Annotated in this window: 18 protein-coding genes; 14 read left to right on the top strand and 4 right to left on the bottom strand. The window is 38.7% G+C overall.

The window, feature by feature from the left end; genetic code table 11:
* Positions 1–33: 33 nt before the first annotated feature.
* The 4 genes from BAZO_RS03485 to BAZO_RS22230 all read left to right on the top strand — a co-directional run bounded on the left by BAZO_RS03485 (position 34) and on the right by BAZO_RS22230 (position 3,974).
* A complete protein-coding gene (locus BAZO_RS03485; RefSeq protein ID WP_003329890.1) occupies positions 34–1,572 on the top strand; it encodes a YifB family Mg chelatase-like AAA ATPase in 1,539 nt (512 codons plus the stop codon).
* An 80-nt stretch (positions 1,573–1,652) separates the two neighbouring features.
* Entirely contained in the window at positions 1,653–2,759 is a 1,107-nt protein-coding gene (gene dprA, locus BAZO_RS03480) for a DNA-processing protein DprA (RefSeq protein WP_003329889.1), read from the top strand.
* A gap of 592 nt (positions 2,760–3,351) precedes the next feature.
* Positions 3,352–3,795 (top strand): hypothetical protein, encoded by a 444-nt coding sequence (locus BAZO_RS03475; RefSeq protein WP_003329888.1) that lies wholly within the window; start codon positions 3,352–3,354, stop codon positions 3,793–3,795.
* Positions 3,796–3,806: 11 nt separating this feature from the next.
* Positions 3,807–3,974, top strand: a complete 168-nt coding sequence (locus BAZO_RS22230) for a hypothetical protein (RefSeq protein ID WP_157382054.1) — start codon at positions 3,807–3,809, stop codon at positions 3,972–3,974.
* Between the two features lie 49 nt (positions 3,975–4,023).
* Here BAZO_RS22230 and BAZO_RS03470 read toward each other — a convergent pair whose 3' ends face one another.
* Positions 4,024–4,506, bottom strand: coding sequence for a YwpF family protein (locus tag BAZO_RS03470; RefSeq protein WP_003329886.1), 483 nt, complete (start codon positions 4,504–4,506; stop codon positions 4,024–4,026).
* 330 nt (positions 4,507–4,836) lie between these two features.
* Here BAZO_RS03470 and BAZO_RS03465 point away from each other — a divergent pair, with 330 nt between their 5' ends.
* Positions 4,837–5,118 (top strand): hypothetical protein, encoded by a 282-nt coding sequence (locus BAZO_RS03465; RefSeq protein WP_003329885.1) that lies wholly within the window; start codon positions 4,837–4,839, stop codon positions 5,116–5,118.
* A gap of 348 nt (positions 5,119–5,466) precedes the next feature.
* On the top strand, positions 5,467–5,928 hold the full coding sequence (gene ssb, locus BAZO_RS03460; RefSeq protein ID WP_003329884.1) for a single-stranded DNA-binding protein: 462 nt from the start codon (positions 5,467–5,469) through the stop codon (positions 5,926–5,928).
* A 128-nt stretch (positions 5,929–6,056) separates the two neighbouring features.
* Here ssb and BAZO_RS03455 read toward each other — a convergent pair whose 3' ends face one another.
* Positions 6,057–7,118, bottom strand: coding sequence for a multicopper oxidase domain-containing protein (locus BAZO_RS03455; RefSeq protein ID WP_003329883.1), 1,062 nt, complete (start codon positions 7,116–7,118; stop codon positions 6,057–6,059).
* A 432-nt stretch (positions 7,119–7,550) separates the two neighbouring features.
* On the opposite strand from BAZO_RS03455, the gene BAZO_RS03450 reads away from it, so the two are divergent.
* Complete coding sequence (locus BAZO_RS03450; protein WP_003329882.1) at positions 7,551–7,940, top strand: hypothetical protein; 390 nt, start codon at positions 7,551–7,553, stop codon at positions 7,938–7,940.
* Between the two features lie 115 nt (positions 7,941–8,055).
* On the opposite strand, the gene BAZO_RS03445 is transcribed toward BAZO_RS03450, so the two are convergent.
* On the bottom strand, positions 8,056–10,980 hold the full coding sequence (locus BAZO_RS03445; protein WP_003329881.1) for a DEAD/DEAH box helicase: 2,925 nt from the start codon (positions 10,978–10,980) through the stop codon (positions 8,056–8,058).
* Positions 10,973–12,682, bottom strand: a complete 1,710-nt coding sequence (locus BAZO_RS03440) for an SWIM zinc finger family protein (protein WP_003329880.1) — start codon at positions 12,680–12,682, stop codon at positions 10,973–10,975. Before BAZO_RS03440 ends, BAZO_RS03445 begins: the two co-directional genes overlap by 8 nt.
* Before the next feature lie 445 nt (positions 12,683–13,127).
* Between BAZO_RS03440 and BAZO_RS03435 the strand changes: the two genes are divergently transcribed.
* The 7 genes from BAZO_RS03435 to BAZO_RS03410 all read left to right on the top strand — a co-directional run bounded on the left by BAZO_RS03435 (position 13,128) and on the right by BAZO_RS03410 (position 22,293).
* Positions 13,128–13,421, top strand: coding sequence for a hypothetical protein (locus tag BAZO_RS03435; RefSeq protein WP_003329879.1), 294 nt, complete (start codon positions 13,128–13,130; stop codon positions 13,419–13,421).
* Entirely contained in the window at positions 13,397–15,550 is a 2,154-nt protein-coding gene (locus BAZO_RS03430; protein ID WP_235786694.1) for an efflux RND transporter permease subunit, read from the top strand. The genes BAZO_RS03435 and BAZO_RS03430 overlap by 25 nt, the downstream gene beginning before the upstream one ends.
* Before the next feature lie 371 nt (positions 15,551–15,921).
* Positions 15,922–16,086 carry a YwzD family small protein gene (locus BAZO_RS22225; RefSeq protein ID WP_157382053.1) on the top strand — a complete coding sequence of 55 codons (165 nt, stop codon included), beginning with the start codon at positions 15,922–15,924 and terminating at the stop codon, positions 16,084–16,086.
* A 2-nt stretch (positions 16,087–16,088) separates the two neighbouring features.
* A complete protein-coding gene (locus BAZO_RS03425) occupies positions 16,089–16,688 on the top strand; it encodes a YdcF family protein (protein ID WP_003329877.1) in 600 nt (199 codons plus the stop codon).
* A 71-nt stretch (positions 16,689–16,759) separates the two neighbouring features.
* Positions 16,760–19,615 (top strand): S-layer homology domain-containing protein, encoded by a 2,856-nt coding sequence (locus BAZO_RS03420; RefSeq protein WP_003329875.1) that lies wholly within the window; start codon positions 16,760–16,762, stop codon positions 19,613–19,615.
* 230 nt (positions 19,616–19,845) lie between these two features.
* Complete coding sequence (locus BAZO_RS03415; RefSeq protein ID WP_003329874.1) at positions 19,846–20,583, top strand: WecB/TagA/CpsF family glycosyltransferase; 738 nt, start codon at positions 19,846–19,848, stop codon at positions 20,581–20,583.
* Positions 20,584–20,718: 135 nt separating this feature from the next.
* Positions 20,719–22,293: a putative polysaccharide biosynthesis protein gene (locus tag BAZO_RS03410; protein ID WP_003329873.1), complete on the top strand. Its 1,575-nt coding sequence runs from the start codon at positions 20,719–20,721 to the stop codon at positions 22,291–22,293.
* Positions 22,294–22,502: the final 209 nt, after the last annotated feature.

The following is a 22,502-nucleotide window of genomic DNA, read 5'->3' as shown; positions in this document are numbered from 1 at the left end:
CAAAATAATCTCATAAGAGAGGTGTCAAATGTAATGGCATCAACGATTTACAGCTTTAATATTTCAGGTGTTGATGGCTATGTTGTTGAGGTCGAAACAGACCTTATTCATGGACTGCCCTCAGTTTCCATTGTCGGGTTGGGAGATGCTGCGGTTAAGGAGGCAAAAGAAAGATTAGTTTCTGCTATCACTGCTGCAGGCTATGATTTCCCATTGTTCAAGCTCGTTATAAACCTTGCTCCATCAGATATGAAAAAACGAGGTACCCACTTTGATCTGGCGATGGCGATTGGGATTCTAACCAGAACAGATCAAATCAATGTCACTCAAGATTGTCTGAAATTATTTGGTTTTATTGGTGAGTTATCACTTAACTCAGAAATCCGTCCATCATCTGGTGTTTTGCCAATGGTTATCAAGGCGAAGAGTGAAGGAATTCGCCACCTGATTGTACCTAAAGAAAATGTGCAAGAAGCCCTTTTGGTTGAAGGGATAAACATCTATTCTGCTAAGGATTTACAGGAAGTGGCAGACTTACTTGAAGGAAACCGCTCACTTCAGTCTGAAAAAAAATCCCGGCAATCGCAACAAACTACTTCAAATATAAACCTTGACTTTTCCGACGTAAAAGGGCATGAACAGCTTTTAAAATATATTACTGTAGCGGCTGCGGGCAATCATAATCTTTTACTTTCAGGTCCTCCGGGCTGTGGTAAATCTATGATTGCAAAAAGAATTCCATCCGTTCTTCCCAAAATGACGGAAGCAGAAGCCCTTGAGGTTACGAAAATTTATAGTGTTGCTAATCTATTAAAAAACAAAGGAAATCTGATCGTTGACCGCCCGTTTCGTTCCCCACACCATAGCATTTCCCAACATGCCCTTATCGGAGGAAGTCAGCATGCAACACCGGGAGAGGTTTCGCTTTCGCATAATGGGGTTTTATTTCTTGATGAAATAGCTGAATTTAATCGGAAGACCCTAGATTCTTTACGACAGCCACTTGAAGACCGTGAAGTAACTATAACTAGAGTTAGCAATACAAACACATATCCCTCTAATTTTATGTTAGTTGCTGCAATGAACCCATGTCCGTGCGGTTATCATGGCACGGATAAATGCCGATGCACCGATTATGAAATTCATCGCTATCGTCAAAAACTATCTGGTCCGATACTTGATCGTATCGATATTCAAAAGCATGTCACCTCAGTAAACTTCTTTGAAGAAAATTATAGTAAAATAAGTTCTTCGCAAATAAGAGAAAAAGTAGAAAATGCAAGAGAATTCCAACAAAAACGATATAAAGGTTATCCTAATATAATCTCTAATGCTGACCTACCCCCTGCTCTTATAAAAAGATATTGTGAACTAGATAGTGAAAATGAACAGCTGATTAAAGAAGCATATAATCGCTTTCGTTATAGTGCAAGAACTTTACATAGGTTTTTAAAAGTTGCAAGAACATTTGCAGACTTAGATAGTTCAGACAACATTCGCAGGATCGATTTAGTCAACAGCTTAATGTCACGGGATATCGATAAAGAACAACGGGATTTTTTAGTAGTTTAAAAATCGCTGCTCGTATGAAATATGAGAATTAGCGAACGGTAAATTATTATTTTAAAAAACTATAAAATGTTGGTGATAGCATGGAAGAAATATATTGGTTGTGGCTTTCCTTAATCCCTCATATCGGGCCTGTTTTGCAAAAAAGATTACTGGAATATTATGGAACACCTGAAAAGGTCTATGCGGCAAGTGATGAAGACCTGCAGAAAAATATTAAAGGTCTAAGTACCCGTGCCATCCAGTCTTTCATCTCCAATCATTGTCTTGATAGAGCAAAATACATGAAAGACAAATGTGAGAAGCAAAAAATAAATATTTTAACAATAGATAGTCAAAATTATTCTGGAATTGCAAAAGGTTGTCCAGAATCCCCAATAGTCCTATATGTTAAAGGAGAGATTAGACCGCCGAGAAATTCAATTGCAATTGTCGGTTCCAGAAGATGTACAGATTATGGTAAAAAAGTAACCGAACAAATTGCGGCTGAAACTTCAAAACAGAACATCACAATTGTAAGTGGAATGGCAAAGGGCATAGACAGTTATGCCCATACAACAGCGCTCAAAAATAATGGGTATACCCTGGCCTTTCTCGCAAATGGTGTGGATATATGTTATCCATCCGAACACCGCTCACTTTACGAGCAAATTATTGAAAATGGAGCCATTTTGTCGGAATATCCACCGAGCACAAATGCTCATCCTAAATATTTTTTAAAAAGAAATGCCTTAATCAGTGCTTGGTCAGACAAGGTAATCGTTGTTGAAGCTGGTGAAAAAAGTGGGGCGCTAACAACAGTGGACTTTGCGAAAAAGTATAGTAGAGAAATATTTGCTGTTCCCAACCGTATAGATGAACCTAATGGAAGGGGAACAAATTTACTTTTACAATCGATTGCTAAGCCTTATCTTGGAATAATGTCACTCAACCTAAAGGAACATTCAAAAACCGAAGGAAAATTGGTCTATCCTACAAAAAAGTCTATCAAACTACAATTACTAGAAGCAGAGAATCTCAATCCAATTGAAAGGAAACTATTAAAAATACTTGAAGAAAACCCAAAACAAGTATCAGAGATCCAAAATATCCTTAAAATTTCAACTAGCGGTCTGGAAGAATTGCTCTTTAATCTGGAATTAAAGGGAAAAATAAAAATCCATGGGGAGAATATTTTCCATAATAAATAAAAAAATTTCAAAAAACTATTTACTAACTTTTAGTTTCTGTGATATACTTACAACATAATTTTCGACACAACTTATAAAAAAACGCTACCATTTGACGAGAGGTGTCATATTTGGCTACTATTTTATTTGTTGAACACAGTAAATACACAATTGTAAAATCCTCATCCGGGTTCTTCCTGTCAAATAATCTTCTCTCAAAACAAATTTCAACTCTATTTCCTGTCTATTATTCTACTTTTCGGTCCAATCCATTATGTCGCTAGTTTTATGTAACTTTACTTTTATAATCTAATCCCAAAGTCCTGACTTAGAGCATCCTTTCTTGCAAAATGGGTCTTTTTAGTCACGTTAGTATAGAGGTGATAAGCAGTAATAAATTGAAAGCGCATTCAGTCAATTTTTTATCCTCCTCCAAGGTATTGCTTATCGCGCTCTTTACATAATATAGGAAGCATTACTTCATAAAATGCCCCGCTTTATTAGGTAATGCCTCGCACCACCCTGGAGTACCGAGCTGGAATCCTCTGGTAGACCGCTGGGTGAGCCTTCATCCAGCGGATTTTTTTGAAAAAGGAAGGGAGAGAAAAAGAAAATGCAAAAGATGAAATTAAAGGCTAAAAGAGTAACGTTTTTTGTAGATCCGAAAGAAACAAAACCAGAATTGAATAGGTTAAACCGTACTTCCTCGAAGGTTCTAATTGATCGTGTTTTAGAGATGTTATACAAGCTCCAAAAAGATTGTGAAAAACAATATCCGATATATCTGCCAAAATCCACCTACGAAAGCCTTCAAATTGCTTTAGCATTCAGCTTTTCAAAAACAATGAATAAAAATACCAATACCGTAAAAGAAGTTATATCTATTTTGGATCAAAAAGAGGAGGTACTGCCACAAAATCAAATAGCGGCAATTTTAAATTCATTTGTAGAGTTTATAAAACAAGGAAGAGAGAATTATGAAGACGTGGATGAAGTGCATTATTTAGTCTCCAATTTATCACCATTACTTTATCAAGCCAAAAGTAATGAAAGTTGAGGTATCATTCTATGAATGAAAAAGGTCATAAACAACATTCACAGATAAATGAAAAAGGCTTTAAAATACATGCAAAAAGAAACTACATTAGCAAGGACCGCTATTTAATTGTTTTATTAAAAGATAAAAATGACTCACCTCCAGAAGCTGGGACATCTTGCCCAATTAAATGTAAATAGGGTGAAATAGAAAAAGCTTGTCTTTTCGCGGACAAGCTTTTTTGTGTTCTTAAAAATAATTTTTTTCTTTCATTTCTTTTATATCGTTCTCAACCAACTTGCGGAATTCTACACCGCGCTCTTTTTTGATTCGTTTAAAATCTTTTAACAAATTTTCCCCTGAAATCCCTCTATCAATTAAATCCTTCAAAATAATTTCGGAAAATGTATCTTTGCGAGTTAATCTTTTTGCCTCTAGAAGAAGTTGAAGATGGTCGTTAATGAGTTTAATAATTCTTACTTTTGCCACAAAAGACGCAGGAGGGTTATCTTTGCTGGTGATCGCTGCTTCCACTAGCATCGTTTCATTTTTCTCTTTTAAGCTATTGAAAAATTGAAAAAGGCCTTTTTCTATTAGACCCTCAATAAGCCAGTGGTCGTTTGGGTTTTCTTTATTAATAATTAATCCTTCAAAAAGTGGAATATCATGCTTAGTTGTTTGGTTATTTGCTTCTGTAAATACCGTTAATGAACATAGTCGAAATGACTTCATAGGCAGGCCACCTTCCTTTCAGGTTTCTGTCTCAATCTATATTATACCACGATTGAAGTAATTTTTAACATTTCAGAAATTCCAACTACCACCCCAACCGCGATGTGGGGACAGGCACCACTGACGTACCACTATGAAAAAATTTGCACGAAAATATTGCGATTTTGTTGAATTTTTAATTTTTCAGCTATTTTACCCTTGAGATTTTGAAAATCTTCTAAGGGAATTTTGAAAATTTAAGTATATTTTACCCTCAGATTTTCAAAATTAGCGATTTGCATGAAAACGCTTTTGTTAGTATTTTATATAGTAAGAAAGGAGGGCAAGCAAATGAAGCTGGAGGAATATGATGTGTCTTTTGTCATAAAAAGGCCGGATCGGCCACCGCTTTTATTAGTGACATATGTAGCTTTATCGGAGGAGCATTTCAAGAAAAATCCAAGGTTAAGCAGGAAGGAGTTGATTGTAAAGAATAGCGTTTTTTTATTAATGGATCATTATAAGTTGGAACAAAAACCTGGAATTGAAATCAAGGTATTTAAAGTTAAGCCAGTCAAGAGGCTGTGCTTTAGCTGTAAGGGGATTTTAAAACCACTGAGGAGCGTTCATTAGAGCAACTTTACACAATTTTTCCTCATCATGCTGCACTTTAAGTCAATCATTCACCCCATGAAAATGCAATCATTTGTAATCCAGCAATCTACTTACTTAGAAATCCCCTGCATGGTCTTTCTTTCTCTTTCTGACGAAATGTTTTATCCTCGCCAAAAGAATCAATGCCTGCGATTCTTCATTTTGCTAAGGTTGAGGTAAAAAGAAAGAGCATCCCCACTTCAATTTTCGCGAAATAGGAGGTGTTGATTTTTTCATTCTATCAATATATTAACTTAATTCAGCAAATGTCTCCCACTTCCATAAGTGGAGGGTTCAAGGCGCATTTGATAAGGAGTGTGATGATTAATGATAAATCAGGTTACTTTAGTTGGTAGAATTACAAAAGACCCGGAGCTTCGATATACTGGTGACGGGGTTGCAGTTTCCAATTTTACAATTGCCTTAAATCGTAACTTTAAAAATGCGAATGGCGGGTATGATACCGATTTTGTGAATTGCAATATTTGGCGTAAACCAGCGGAAACAGTAGCGAACTTTTGCCTAAAAGGGTCCCTGATCGGAATAACTGGAAGGCTCCAATCAAGGCATTATGAAAATAGCGAAGGTAAACGCGTTTACGTAACTGAGGTTGTGGCAGAGGATATCAAGTTTATTTCTTTGAAAAATAATAAAAATTCGAGCCAGAGCCATAGTAATAATGCAGTGACAAACAATAATAATACTGCCAATCATAACACCGAAGCTGTTCTTATTAGAGAGGGACAGCCGGAAATGCAAAAGGAAATAGCCCGATCAGTCATCCAATAGACAATCCACCCTACTTAGATTTTTCACCATAAAAAAAGAAAAATCAGGTGGAACGTATCACTACTTCACCTGATTTTTCTATACATATAGGCTATGCAATCTTTTAATCTACTAGAAATATTGTAGAATTAGTGGCTCATTGTTGCTGAACCGTCATCTGTACCATCTTTTGTAACCTTAATAATGGCTGCTGCACCTTTTTGTACATGGTTAAATTGGTGTGTAACGATGGAGTAGCTGCCTTCTTCAACCACTGTAAATTCTACAACTGCACCGCCGCTGGCAGGTAACATTACTGTTTGCATTCCTTTGTAATGATTAGCAGGGTTGCCGTCAATATAAACATCATCAAATACTGTACCAACAACGTGGAATGAGCTTACTTCGTTTGGACCAACGTTATTAACATAAATTCTGATGCGGTCACCAACTTTAGCTAAAAGCGGTTTTTCTTTTAATGAGTAAGTGTCGCCATTTGTATTTGGTTGGCCTTCTTTTAAAGCTTTAGTAGAGAATACAACTTGGCTTGGTACGCCGTTTGTCATATCGTCTAAATCGTTATATTTGTACCATTCGTTTTGAACAATTACAAACTCTTTATCGATTTGATTGTCAGTTGGATATCCATTTTTCGGTTTTACAATAATGACGCCATGCATACCGTTAGCGATATGTGCTAACACAGGCTTCGTTCCACAGTGATACATAAATACACCTGGGTTGCTTGCTTTATAAGTGAATGTTCCAGATTCATTTGGCATTACATCAATAAAAGATTTAGATGGTGATGCGTGTACTGCGTGAAAGTCCATGCTGTGTGGTATAGAAGGGTCCATATTTTTAAGTGTAAAATTAATGGTATCTCCTTCGTTCACAACTACTAATGGACCTGGCGCTTCGCCGTTAAATGTCCAAGCTTTATATGATTTTCCTTTATCTATTTCAATATCAGTAATCTGAGCTGTCATTTCAACATTTACTTCATGTTCACCCACACGTTCCATTTTTAATGGTACTGGTGCTTGGTTTAAGTCTTTATGTGGTGCGATTACTTCAGTTTGAGCTGCTACTTCTTTTGGTTGTTCTGGAGGTGGAGCGACATCTTGCTTAACTGCATTTGAACCACAAGCTGCTAAGAATAATGATGCACTTACTAAAACAGGCAATGCTAATTTTTTACCTTTTAACATATTAATCACCTCATATTAGTTTTTAAACAATTTTATATTTTAATAATGAAATATTGAATATGTGAAAGATTTCACAAAGATGCATAAAAATTTTTAGGTGCTTTATTCCTAATGAAATTCACATTTTGAATACTGATTTGCACCACATCCTTCATTGTTAAGGTTTTTATTGTTGTTATAGTAATATTACTCTTTACACTTTTATTGTAACATCGCAATCAAAAATTAAAATAGACACCTGTGTCGAATCTATGGCTAAATTTTGATTAAAATGTGAAGGAAAAAGGGTGAAAACAAGGAAAATTTTTCGATGCGTGATGGATTTACTATACACAAAAAAAGTAGGGACTTCAGTAGGGGAATGTAATATGGAAAAGCCCGTAGTCAGAAGTATTAATCCGTATTATAATAACTGTATGGTAGGTGAATAGAATGGAAAAAAGAATTCTTGAGATCTTATTAGAATTACAGAATGATATGAAAACACTACAAGATGATATGAAAACGGTAAAAACTGAGATTTTGCCGGAATTGCAAATAGACATGAAAACAGTAAGCACTGATGTATCGGAATTGCAAATAGACATGAAAACAGTAAGCACTGATGTATCGGAATTACAAAAGGATATGAAACCAGTAAAAGCTAATATACAAGAAATTAAAGAAACGGTAAATAGAATAGAGGTTTCTCAAACAGAAGATGTTATAGGATTGTTGAAGCAGACAAAAAAGAAAACAGATTTTGAGGCGGATTATATCAATAATCGAATAACTGAAATGGACAAGCGATTGTTCCAACTTGAAAAAAGAATTGAAAATTAATCGTTAATGGAAAAGCAGACCAAAACACTATGCGAATTGGCCTGCTAATTCATTTTTTCTAACGTTGTCGTTTTTCTCCATTATCGGAATCCGTGGATGCCCATTTCGGTTATTTTCATTCATTCCAATCTTTCCGGAGTGTGAACAAGTCGCGAAGTTCATCTGTTGAAAGCTCAGTGATCCAATTTTCTCCCGATATGATGTCGTCGCTCAATGATTTCTTTTTCTCAATCATTTCATCAATTTTTTCTTCCAATGTCCCGGTAGTAATAAGTTTGTGAACATGGACAAAGCGTTTTTGTCCGATTCGATAAGCCCGGTCGGTTGCTTGGTTTTCGACAGCTGGATTCCACCAACGGTCATAATGAATAACGTGGTTGGCTGCTGTAAGGTTTAGCCCGGTTCCACCGGCCTTTAACGACAAAACCAGCAGCTTTTGTTGGCCATCCTGGAAAGAATCAATGATGTTATCCCGATCCTGCTTCCTCAAGCTGCCTTGCAGAAAATGAACGGTCTCACCAAAGTGCTCCTGAATAACATGTTGAATCATTTTTCCCATCCCAATATATTGGGTAAAAATAAGACTGCTTTCACCCTGGTTCAAAATATTTTCAAGCAATTCAATTAGTTTTTCCATTTTGTTAGAACGTTCCAGTAAAGAAAGTTCTGAAAAAGCATCCTTTAAATAAAGCGCCGGATGGTTACAAATTTGCTTCAGCTTTGTTAACATCGATAAGATAAGTCCGCGTCGCTCCATTCCTGACAGCTTTTCAATTCTGTCAAACGTATCTTGAATAAGCTGCTCATAAAGCGATGCCTGTTCCACCGTAAGCGGGATGTACTCTTTTTGTTCCTGTTTATCTGGTAGGTTCAAACTTACAATTTCGTCTTTTTTTGTCCGTCTCAATAGAAACGGTTTAACAAGCTGCTGCACTTGTTTGATCTTTTTTTCATCTTTATTTTTCTCAATTGGCGCTACATACCGTCTCGAAAAAGAGTGGAGGCTGCTTAAATATCCTCTGTTTATAAAATCAAAAATAGTCCAAAGCTCGGTGAGTCGGTTTTCAATCGGCGTACCGGTCAAAGCAATATGATGTTGACCGTTGAAGCTCCGTATCGCTTTTGATTGTTTTGTAAAAGCATTTTTTATATTTTGGGCTTCATCAAGACAAATCGTACTCCATGAAATTGCTTTAAGATCTTCCTCATCCATTGCGGATAACCCGTAGGAGGTTAGCACGATATCGTAGTCGGTAACGGTTTGAGCCAACTCTTCACCTTTTTTTCTCGAACTCCCATAATGAAGGTGTACATTTAACATTGGAGAAAACTTTTGTAACTCACGTTGCCAGTTTCCAAGTACAGAAGTTGGGCAAATAATGAGTGCTGGCATTTTAGGTTTTTCAAGTTCTTTTATATATAAAAAATAAGTGATCATTTGGACTGTCTTCCCGAGGCCCATATCATCGGCCAAACATGCACCAAATCCGAACTTTCGTAAAAATACAAGCCATTCTACACCATGCTTTTGATAGGCGCGTAATTCACCGTGCAAGCTATTTGGTATATTAATAGAAGGAATCGATGTCATGTTATGCAATTGAAAAATTAATTTTTCCAAATGAGTGTTGAGACCGATTTGGATTTGCGATAACGGGTTATCAAGTTCGTCATTATCCTGATCACCTGGTGTGCTGGCTGTCATTAATTCCTGTGCAAGGATATCTTGGAAGGAAAGCCCTTCTTTTTTCACACGCACCATGATTTCTTTTACTTGCTTGATAAAAGCAGGGTCCAGCTTCATCCATTTTCCATTCACTTTAACTAAACGTCGATTTTGCTCGACTAACTGTAAAAAATCATCTTCATCAAGCTCGGCATTTCCGGTCGCAAATTTCCAATCAAAATCTCCAATCGCTTGTAAGCCTAAAAGGGATTGCTGCGCTGATCCAACCGAGGAGCGCAGTTGAATTTTCATTTTCGGGTTCATGGCTCGAATTTCCTGCCACCAGGATGGGAGGAGGATTTCAACCCCGGCTTCAGCAAGCTGAATGCTTGATTCGGATAAAAATGTCCAAGCTTGATCTTCTCGAAGCGAATGGATGATGCCTTCAGCTGGATTGGCAGATTTAAGCCATGGAACGATATGGCCCCAAAGCTCGATGCTTTTCGTTATTTTACTAAGGAAACTATGCCACTCAGCTGGAACTGCACTCGCTGTATCGTTGTTTTTCCATTCAATCCAATGATTCGCATTTGTTTTATCTCGTAAAAGAATATCTAGAGTCCAGGAGTTTCTGCTACCCGTTTCCGCTTCTGGGACACCCGATGGCATCTTCACCATTGAATCATCCAACGCCTCATCCGTTGATTCATCAACCGGTTCACTTAACCTAAGTTCAACGGTAAACGGTGCCTGGTCCGGAGTCCAGCCAATTTGCTCTAACCAGGTTTCTTCACTAATAAAGACAACGGTCTCGTCTGAGCCTTTGTTTTGTTTCAATAAAGCTGGATGTTTTTCCAAGATTTTGGCCCAGCGTGTACCGAGGGCTTCATCCTTCTCGACAAACTCCATAATGGCTTCCGATAACCATTCGCGAATGAACGAAAATGTAAATAAAGAACTTTCTTCCTCTATTCTTAATTCGCTAAAACTATTCATCAGCTTCCAACCGAACTTACCGGCATTCCACTGTGCAAAATCCGGTACAATCCGGCCCTCTACTACTTCGGTAAAAATCACAGGAGCCCATTTCCGAAGCCATTCAACACTCTTACCAAAAGAAAACGAAAAAAGTGAACTTTGATGCGCCGCATCCGAAAAAAACTGCAAAATGTCCGATGAAGATAACTGAACTCCTTCACCGACTTCAGGAAACTTTGTTCCAAAATAACTTTCGGCATGCCACGAAAAAAGAAGTGGGCGCCAATCTCCCAGCGCGGCTCGTCTCCCGTTTTGCTCTAAATGTTTTGCATAAATAATAAATTGATTAGAATCCAAATAATCGACTTGAATTTCGTACTGAAGTTGTTTAATCATTGATTAATTTTCCTTTCCCTTTTCGCAATTCCTCTTGAAAGGCTCTTAATCGCTTATATTTTGCAGAAAGCATATGAATATAGCTGTTCCAAACGTCCTCTTTTTTCAAAGACTTATAATGTGTGCGGAGCTTCCGCAAATATTTGACGGCCTGTTTGTAGGCATCCCGGCTTTTCTCGGAAATGGCGGCTTCCACCGCATGATGATAGAGCGGCAGGAGGCATGACCGATCTTTTTCCTCAATTTCCTTTAGAAGCCCTTTATCGATATTTTCGATGGCGATTCCGGCAAACAATTGAAGCTCAGTCCACATCCGGAATTCTTTTTGTTCCAATAAATATTCACAGAAATCACCGTAGCTATACGGGAGCCATGTTTGCAATGTATTGATGTAGACGTCTTCTTTGCCTTTTTCGTTTGCATATCCTTTTATATAAAATAAATAAAATGTCGTTAACTCTCGTTTTAATTGCTGCTCCCCATATTGATGGATGTATTCATTCATTCTTTTTTCAATAAAAGAAAGCCAGATTTTAAACCGATCCCAAACTTTATTTTGCGCCAATGATTTAAACCATGTTGTATAATAATACACTTCGTTTGCAGGGCCATCCGAAAGACGTTTAATGGCCACTTTGTCTTTTTCAACGATAAAATCAAGGTGGGCCAAAGCCAATCTACATTCAGATGAGAAATTAACTTTTCCGAGCTCTTTCAATTTCTCTTCTTTTTTGCCCCGTGCAAGAAGCTTGCGTTTGAGGCTGTCTAACTGCTCTTTTGTCAAAATTAAATTGGAACATGCAATTTGAAACAGATATAAGCGATCATATTGAAAATCCCTGGTCATTAATAAAATGTTCACCAACCGCTCGGGTGTTTCGCTAAGGATTTTTTCATCAGCGTTTGTCCGTTCTATAATGCTTTTGCGCACATTGAATGCAAGTTCTGCGATGTCAGCCAGAATTTCACCTAAATATTTGCGGGTATAGTGATTTGAATATGAGGACGAATAAATATCCGCTGCATTCTCTAATATTTTTTCAAAAACTGAAAGCGCTGCGTGGAAATGAAATAAATTTTCACCAATGGGTGATGATGGCATCACCGTATCGAGTAAGGTGGGATAAAAGGTCTCATAAAGATCCTCAGCCAAATTGGTGCTCCGCTGATAATTCCAGTACGTCGACATGCGCGCTTCTCGTTTTTTTGAAAACTGAATATATTTTTCGTTAAAAAAGGTGAGCCAGCTTTCAAGCGAATCCTCTTGATAGGTGCGCTCTTTTTTCTTGGGTTCTTCCAATATTGGTTTTTTCGTAATTGGCGGCATTTTTTCAGTAGCGGTATACTTGAATCCTTCCTTCCACTGATTAAAAAACTCTCCAGGGCTGTCAAATAAGGAAAAAATATAAAAAAGCGTCGCTAATTTATGAACACAAAAAATCTCGTCTTTTAGCTGACAGCTGCAAAAGCTGATCTCCATAAAATCTAGCTCCAGTGTGGTTGTATAGGTGTCGCTCTTATCCTGAACGGCGGCAGTGATCGTATCACCTTCAATAGCCGCATTATAAACAGCACCATTTCTAAACAATGAAAGGGCTTGTTTCAGCATGCTATAATCACGTTCAACCTGAGGGTCAAACATTGTTTCAAGATTTTCAATGCAATATTTAATTTTATCCTTTGGAATTTTGTTCACTAACATGTAAAAGAGACACCACCAATTTTTAGACTGGGCCCGCAGTTTTACGCGTGCAATTGGGACGCAGGGTCGGGAACTGTGGCTCCGCCCGAAGATTCCCCCGAAACTGTGGGACAACGAACCCGCCCCCACATCCCCAACGCGGCAAACCAATCCCAGTTGACTATCCTTTCATTATAATACAAAATTCCATCTTATCGCTATTCTTCGAAAAACGAATTTAATCTCATTCAGTGAAGATCCTCATTTTCAACTATTTTTACAGTAATGTTAAATTTATGAAAATAAGTTAAATTATATGAAACTTTTCGCCTGATCCAACGTACTAATTAAACGGGGCATTTTTCGACTTTATAGTTTTACATGTTGAACAAATGTTATCCATAACACCACCACAAACCGAAACTAGAATTCTGTTAATCTACTTAAACATGGAAGGAGATTTTTTATGAAGCATCCTTTAGAAAGGCATTTAAAACATGGGATGGTTCTCTTGGCAGCTGCCTCGATTGCTTTTGCGGGATCTGGATGTGCTACAAAACCAGTTGGCCAAGAAACGCAGGAGGAAAAGCAAACTCCCGTCAAGGTTTCCAAAATTACGAACAGCTCTTTAACGGTAGATAAAGAGATTGTTGGGACGATGAAGGCGGATGTAAATGTAACAAAAAATTACCAGAGGGTGTCAAACTCTTCAATGTATTTGATACTTCAACGTTTATCCGAGACTCTATTAAATCGGTAACATCTAATATGATCACTGGTGGTCTTTTGTCTATCTTTGTGCTGTTGTTATTTTTGCGAAGCTTGAGACCGACATTTGTTATTGCGGTATCAATCCCGTTCGCTATCATTTCAACCTTTGCAATGATGTATTTTGCAGGTCAGACGTTAAATATCCTGTCCTTGGGCGGTTTGGCGCTCGGCATTGGGATGATGGTCGATAACTCGATTGTTATTTTAGAAAATATTTTTAGATACCGTCAAAATGGTGCTTCTGTAAAGGAAGCTGCTATTCAAGGAGCATCCGAAATTGGCTCAGCGGTAATCGCGTCTACAACAACAACCTTGGTTGTATTTTTACCGATTGTTTTCGTGGAAGGGATGGCATCAGAATTATTTACACCACTTGCTTTGGCCGTTTCGTTCTCGTTAATCGGCTCGCTTGCAGTGGCAATTACGTTGGTACCGGTTTTAGCATCGAAGCTTTTAACTAAACCAATTGACAAATATGATAAGCAAAAAGGGAAGTTTGCTGGCTTTTTTAGAAAACTAGATCATTTTTATCAAAAATCATTAAAGTGGGTGTTGGGTCATCGAAAAACAACGGTGTTCGCTACTATCGTTTTGATTATTGCAAGTCTTGGGTTAACACCGATGTTAGGTGCGGAAAATATACCGGCATCAGACCAAGGACAGCTTCAGATTAATTTAGAAGCACCAGCGGGCTCGACTCTTGAAGAAACGACTGCCGTTGCAAACGAAATCCAAGAAAAGCTTGAAAAATATAAAGACTTAATTGAAGTGAATTACCTATCAATTGGAACGGACCAAATGACGGGTACACAAAGCAGCACGAACACGGGCTTGTTCCAAATTCAGTTAGTCAAGAAAAATGAACGAGATCTAACGACAAAACAATTTGTTGAAAAATTAAGTGCTGATGTTGCCAACATTCCAGGTGCTGAAATTAAGGTGTCGGCAATGGAGGCAGGGCTTGGTACAGGAAAGCCGGTACAGATCAGTGTTCAAGGACCTGAACAGGAAATTTTATCCGAAATCGGTGATCAAATCACATGGCTTTTGGAGGGGATTAAAGGGATAACGAATATCCAGAACTCTGCGGCAGAAGGCAGACCGGAAATTAGGGTTGTTGCCAATCGTGAAGTGGCTGCACAATATGGTTTATCCTATTCGCAAATCATGTCCGAGGTTGAGGTCGGTTTTAATGGAAAGCTAGCGACACAATATCGTGAGGCCGGAGATGAATTCGATGTCCGTGTCATTCTTCCAGAGGATAAACGGGTAACGATTAACGATTTAGAAAATATGTTTATTCAAACACCATCTGGTACATTATTGCCGCTTTCAGCGGTTGCCGAATTAAAGCAAATTCAAGGACCGGCTCAAATCACCCGTGAAAATCAACAAAGACAAATTAACGTAACGGCTGATTTAAATGGAAAAGATTTAGGTACGACAACGAAAGAAGTGATGGCGGCTTTAAATACGATGAACTTCCCAGAAGGCTATACGTATAAAGTTGGTGGCCAGGCTGAGGATATGCAGGAAACATTTGGAGACTTAGCGTTGGCGTTGATTTTCTCAATTTTCTTAGTTTATGTTGTTATGGCGGTACAGTTTGAATCATTGGCCCATCCGTTTGTTATCATGTTTGCGATGCCGACAACGGTTATCGGGGTTATCGTTGGGTTGGTTGTGACAGGACAGTCATTCAGCGTACCAGCCTTTATCGGGATCATCATTTTGGCAGGTATCGTAGTTAACAACGCGATCGTACTCGTTGACTACATTAATATTTTAAGAAGTCGTGGAGTAGAGCGCACAGTAGCAATTTTGCAGGCAGGCCCAGCTCGTTTACGTCCCATCTTGATGACAACAATGACTACCGTCCTTGGTATGGTACCATTGGCACTTGGAATTGGAGAAGGGGCGGAAGCGCAAATGCCGCTTGCCGTCGTCGTTATCTTCGGCTTAACATCATCGATGTGCTTTACACTGTTGTTCGTCCCAGTTGTCTACACAATTTTAGAGGACTTCCTCAGCGGAACGAAGCGCAGATTCAAGCGACTGTTCACAAGAAAAGGCAAGAAGAAGAATAGCGTGGAAGAAGAAGCTGGGTTGGAGATGTAAGTAGTGAGTGTTAGTTTAATAGAGTGTTGATTTAATGTGGGAGTGCTTAACCTAATGGGGCGGCACTCTTTTTTGTGTAGTAGCAGAGGTAAAACTGCACTGTGGGGACAGGCACCCATTAAATAACAATTATATTACAAAGCTATTAAATTCTCTTTCTGTAAAGACAGTATTTTACAAATATGCTATAATGATACGGACAAAAACTGTGAGACTTTGTCGAAATACATAGTGTTGTGCCGTAATATATGATACTAGATGGAAAAAATTGAGATCCCTTTTTTATTTTTAATGAAATATAATTTGAGGGCTGGCAGATTTTTTGACCTAAGTAGAAACAAAGATAAATAGAATTGAAGGTGATATACATAATGAGTAAAACGATTGTAAAAGAACCTGAGAGAAAATTAAATCAAGTGGAGCTTTTGGCGATTCTCCAATCCGCTTATCAAAAAGGTGAAAAATCAATTATTAATAATCCAAAGGAAATGGTACAGGACATTATTTTACAAATGAAATCTGTGGGCACTAAGTAATAATGAGCAAGCTGAAGATCTTTCTAGGGATTTTATTAATTTTAATAATAATAGGTTTTGTTGTAAAAAATCCGTTATTACAATCTGTGGCGGATTTTTTAATTGCCGATGAAACAGCCGAAAAGAGCGATGCGCTCATTGTTCTTGGTGGGGAAATCAAAGGAGAGCGAACTAAAAGAGCGGTAGAACTTTACAACCAAGGATTCGTGGGGACATTGATTTTTTCAGATGGCACAGATCTTTCGTGGCGAACAAAGGCTGTAGATGAAATGATCGTCTTGGCGAGCGAACTTGGGATTCCGGATACGGCGATAAAAAAAGAAACCGACTCTAGAAGCACCTATGAAAATGCAGTTTATTCGAAAAAGTTGATGCTTGATAACGGCTTTAAATCTGCTATCGTCGTGACAACTGATTGGCATTCGAAACGAAGTAAGTTTATTTTCGACAAAGTATTTGCGGGTTCAGATATTAAGCTAACGTATGCCAATGCCCCGGATGACCGAATTGATAGTCTTCGAGATTGGTGGCAGGATTCTGAAAAACAACAAATCGTATTGACAGAGTGGGCAAAGTTTATCATTTATTGGTTGAAATACTAAGGGAACTCAGCAAAAAGAAAGTAAATGAGACACGGAACCCGACCCCGTGTCCCAAAAGGGAGAGATAGTGAATGATACGTATGAAACGCACCAAGATTACTACAATTTTATTGACGTTTTTATTAGTCTTCCAAAGCTTTGGCGCTTCTGCCTTTGCATCCTTTGGAACGTTGCTTAGTGATGTAAGCACACAAGTTTCACCAGGGGTAACTTATACGAAGCAACAATATAATGGCGGTTACCACCGTGCTGTCAATCTATTAAATATTAATTTGAATGATCCGTACACAGCGCTTGAGGTAAGTCTACCTGAGCCGCTAACGGCAGTATCAACAGTATCAAACCGTGCCCTTCAAAATCACTATGAAGGACATTTTGTAATAGGGGCGGCAAACGCAGGATTTTTCGATATGGCTGGAAAAATGCCGGTAAATTTAATCGCAAAAGACAATAAGTTAATTAATATCGGTATTTCCGGTACGAAAACTGCAAAAAGTCCAACAAACGAACCGATTGCCTTCGGTATTAACCGTAACGGTAAAGCAGTGATCGATCGATATAAAATTGAAATGATTACAACTATTGGTGGTCAGACTTTAAATCTTGATAAATTCAATGGCACTCGCGGAGAGAAGGCTATTCACCTATATCAATCGCCAAAACAAACAACAGGCACAAATGAATGGGGCACAGAGATTATCATTTCAGATGTAACACCATCACCATCAAGCCAAATCATTGGACAAACGATGACCGGAACAGTTTCAAAGGTTACTAGATTCGGAGAAGGTGGAAATGCCGCTATTCCTTCGAACGGATTTGTAATTTCTGCTCATGGTCAAGAGTGGAGTGAGAAGCTAAAGAATGTCCAGGTAGGAGACATGGTTGACCTTAGCCTATCTTTAGGTGATGTTTGGCAGGATGCACAGTACGTGATCGGAACTGGTCCGCAGCTTGTGAAAAATGGACAAGTTTCGATTTCAATGGATGAAAATGATTCTTTTGCAAAAAGCCGTCATCCACGTACAGCGATAACTACAAACCAAGCTGGTGACCAAGTTTATTTAGTAACCGTTGATGGACGTCAAAACGGCTATAGTAACGGCGCGACCCTAAGAGAGTTTGCAAACTATTTAATTTCAATTGGTGCCTATAATGCTATCAATCTAGATGGTGGCGGTTCAACAGCTATAGCGGTGCGTGAGCTTGGGACAGCTCAGCCGAAATTAGTGAACAGTCCATCAGAAGGTGTAGAACGCAAGGTTTCTTCTGTTTTTCAAGTTATTAGTACAGCACCAACAAGTGACCCTAAAACTTTGAAACTTACAAAACCTGATGGAAAAATTTTGAAAGGAACAAAGGTTCAGCTAGCCTATAAATATGCGCTTGACCAATATATGAATCTGGTTCAAGTAAATGCGAACGACATCACTTTATCGGTCGATGGAAATGTCGGCTCAACTAGTGGTTTAACTTTTACAGCTGAAAATGCTGGCTCTGGAAAAATAATTGCAAGTTACAACGATGCCACTGGTGAAGTACCAGTAACCGTCGTGGACAAGCTTGATAAAATTGAAATTCAACCAAAATCAGTCGTGATTGGAACGAATGAATCGATTCAATTATCGGCGAATGCGATATACAATGGTGGCGAGCCCATTATTTTTGACAAGTCCGTTATCAAATGGTCAGTTGACGGAAATATCGGCACAATCACACCTGATGGTAAATTTATTGCAGGTCAGGAAAAAGCAGCAGGAAATATTATTGCTCAATTCGAAAATGTTACGGCATCTATTCCTGTAAAAGTCGGTGTTGATCCAGTCATGGTTGACGGCTTTGAATCTTTAGCAAAATGGTCAGCAGATCAAGCAAAAGCAAAGGCAGCTGTTGAACTTGCATCAGGTAGCGGCAATGTTCAAGAGGGCAAAAACTCTTTAAAACTTTCATATGACTTTACAACAGCCGAGGAAGGAATTAAAGTAGCTTACGCTGCTGCAAAAACACCAATCGATTTGAAAGGTTATCCAAAAGAATTAGGTCTTTGGGTAAAAGGTGATGGAGCAGGACATTGGCTTCGTGCCAACATCACGGATGGAACAGGCAAGCAGCATACGATTAATTTTACAGAAGAACACGGATTAACATGGACAGGCTGGAAATATGTTCGTGCCGGGGTTCCGGCAAACTTAACTCTTCCATTGAAGTTCGATCGCATTTATGTGGCGGAAGCTGTAAAAGAAAAGCAAAACAAAGGTGCCATTTATTTTGATGGCTTACAATCTGCTTATGTGAATAATCATCCTGCACCACAGGCGAATCCAAATGAGGGTGCTGGGAATGGTAATGGCAACGGTACAGGCTCTGGACAAGTTCCGGATCCAAATGTTTCTTTTAAAGACATTACAAACAAGTATTGGGCCTACCAATCTGTCGTGTTTTTAAGCAATAGAGGTATTATCAAAGGCTACGAGGACAACACATTCAGACCAAATGCCGAGATTACAAGAGCAATGGCGGCAGCGATGATTGCCCGCGAATTTAAATTAACAGACTCAAAAGATAAGGCACTTCCGTTTAATGATGTAAAAAATACACATTATGCGTACACAGCCATCAAGGCTGTTTCTGAAGCAGGCATCATCAACGGCCAACCAGGTGGAAAATTTGCCCCAGATGCACCGCTTACAAGAGCAGAAATGGCTGTCATCTTAAATCGCGCTTACAAATTGGAAGGCGAAACAACCAAAACATTTACAGATGTAAAAGCAAGCCACTGGGCAGCTAAAGATATCGCTATCCTTGCAGCAAATAACGTCACAGGTGGCTACGAAGATGGAAGCTTCAAACCATCGAAACCAACAACACGCGCAGAATTCTCATCCTTTATGGAGCGTGTCATCAAGATGAATACGAATAAAGAGTAAAAATTTTAATGAAGAAGATGGGAACCCTCCTCAAACTAGTTTTGAGGGGGGATTTTTGTTTTTGAATATGGACCACAGTTCTGGACCACAGTTCCCGGTCCTGTGTCCCGTTGAGTTTCGTGCAAATACCACTAAATTATTTCTTTTTACCCTTAATTTTGTTATAGTTCAATGTAGAATTAAATCGAAACCTTAATATTTTTAGAAAATTTTACAAGTTGGTGAAACAAATGGAGGATAAATTCGTCTCTATATTAGGTGTGAATTTTATAAATACAAATATGAAGGATATGGTCGAGCGCTTGAAAGAGCGAATGCAGAGCGGACAAAAGGGATTTGTTGTAACAGCTAATCCGGAAATCGTTATGAAGGCTCTGGAGGATCCGACGTACAAAAAATATGTTGAGAAAGCAGATTATGTGACTGCGGATGGAATCGGGGTTGTGAAAGGGGCACAAATATTAGGCAAGCCTCTGCCAGAGCGGGTGGCAGGTTATGATTTGATGCGCAATTTATTAACGGTTTTAAATGAAAAAAAATTAAAGCTGTACATGCTCGGTGCCCAAGAAGAAACAATTGAAAAAGCGGTACAAACGATAAAAGTCGAATATCCTGATTTGCAGATTGCTGGCTACCATCACGGCTTTTTTAAATGGGAAGACCCTGCAATTATTAATGAGATACAAGAAACTCAGCCGGATCTGATTTTAGTTGCTTTGGGAATGCCAAGGCAGGAAAAATGGATCGCTGAACATATCGATCACGTAGAAAAAGGCGTGTTTATCGGAGTTGGCGGTTCGTTTGACGTTATTGCAGGAACAGTAAAGCGTGCACCAGAGTTTTGGCAAAAATTAAACTTGGAGTGGTTTTACCGTTTGCTAAAACAACCTTCAAGGTGGCGCCGCATGCTTGCTTTACCGCATTTCGCCCTTAAAGTAGTCGGACAAAAAATAAGCGGTCGGAACTAGAATAGGGGAGGATGGGACAGAGGGTCGGGAACTCTGTCCCGGAAGCCCCGAACCAGCCCGGGCCAGAGAACCCGACCCTCTGTCCCACCAACGAGGACCCATGTCCCCAAAATCTATCAAGTAGGAGCTTACAGCATGGCCCAATCTTCATTTTTAAAAGGAACACTAATTATTACAGCAGCAACGATTATTTCGAAATTTATAGGGAGTATTTTTCAAATCCCGTTACAAAATATTGCCGGTGATAAGGTGCTTGGGATTTTTGGACTTGTCTATCCGGTTTATATGATTGCCTTGATTTTATCGGTTGCCGGTATTCCAATTGCGATTTCAAAGTTGATTTCTGAGGCACGTGGAGCGAAGCGAGAGCATGAGATTGGTGATATTTTTCATTCCGCCAGTGTGCTTGCGTTGATATTCGGAGTCGTAAGCTTCACAATTATGTTTGTTTTTTCTAAGCCAATTTCGATTATCCTCGGCGGGGAATATACAAGACCGGCGGTCATTATTGTATCCTTTACGCTTTTAGTCGCCCCTTATATGGCGGTATATCGCGGTTTTTTCCAGGGCTTTGAGGATATGAAGCCGACTGCGGTTTCACAGGTGATCGAACAATTTGTACGCGTCATCCTCATCCTTAGTATTGCTTATTTTTTGGTGAAAAAAGGAGAGCCAAACGAGATTATTACCGGTGGTGTAATGGTGGGCTCATCAGTAGGTGCACTGTTCTCACTAATCTATTTACGCACGCTCTACACCAAGTTCAAGGATCGCCCTGTTGGAATGAAATCTTTTTCAATGAATATATTTAGGCAGTGGGCGAAGCGAATTTTAGCACTTTCAATTCCAATTGCGGTGGGCTCACTAACGATGGCTCTTCTTAATCTTGTTGATTCTGTTACGATTCCGCATGGCCTAACATGGGCGGGAATCCATACGGAAGAGGTTCAACAACAATTAGGAATTTATCGCAGAGGTTTATCGCTGGTAGGAATTGCATCTGTGTTCTCAAGCGCAGTTATTTTGCCTTTAATTCCGACAATTACAAAAGCGATGGCCCAAAACGACATTGACCTTGCGAATAGTTATATAGTAAGGTCTTTAAAATATGCCCACCTTGTTTCATGGCCGGCTGCGATCGGGCTTTTAGCTTTAACAATACCAGTCAATCGTGCGCTTTTCACGGACTTTCAAGGCAGTGACGTCGTCGCTATCATTAACTTCAGTTCAGTTTATTCATCACTGACGGTTTTAACAACGGGAATCCTTCAGGGGTTAAACCGATCCAAGCTTGCGGCCTGGGTTATCGTCATTGGTGCTGTTTTAAAAGGGATTTTCAATCTCATCTTTGTGTCCCAATCGGGAATTATGGGGGCGGCTTATGCGACTCTGTTAATTTACGTTCTATTAACGGTCGCAAATATTGTATTTATTTTTCAAACGACAAAGTACAACATTTGGCGAAAAGAAACGCTTGTATTTATAGGGGCAAGTATTATAATGGGATTTGTAGTTTTTGCGCCTATGTTTTATTTTAATGTAACGGATTTCTCAAGAATCCAATCAATGCTCTATTTACTAGTTATCGTACCAATTGGTGCGCTCGTTTATGCAATACTAGTGATAGTTGGAAAAGGCCTAAGCAACAAGGAATTGCAGGCATTTCCATTAATTGGCCGCTATATTCGCAAATTACAACGGCACAATTGAGTTAACCTATACAAATAGAGATTATAATGAACATTTTTAGTAAATGTAAAAACAATGTGCCTTACATATTGATTTTGAAAAAAATCAATTTATCCTAAAAAAAATACTCTTACTAATTTCAGTTGTGGTATAATTTGTTTTGAATGCTAGAAGAGAATCAAATTTTAGGGAATTAAGGATTTTTTTGCAAAAGTAAATAGATAGATAAA

Source organism: Schinkia azotoformans LMG 9581, from assembly GCF_000307855.1.
Classification (GTDB): Bacteria; Bacillota; Bacilli; order Bacillales; family Bacillaceae_J; genus Schinkia; species Schinkia azotoformans.
The sequence above is the reverse complement of the archived record's forward strand: the minus strand, read 5'-3'. Positions and strand labels throughout refer to the sequence as shown.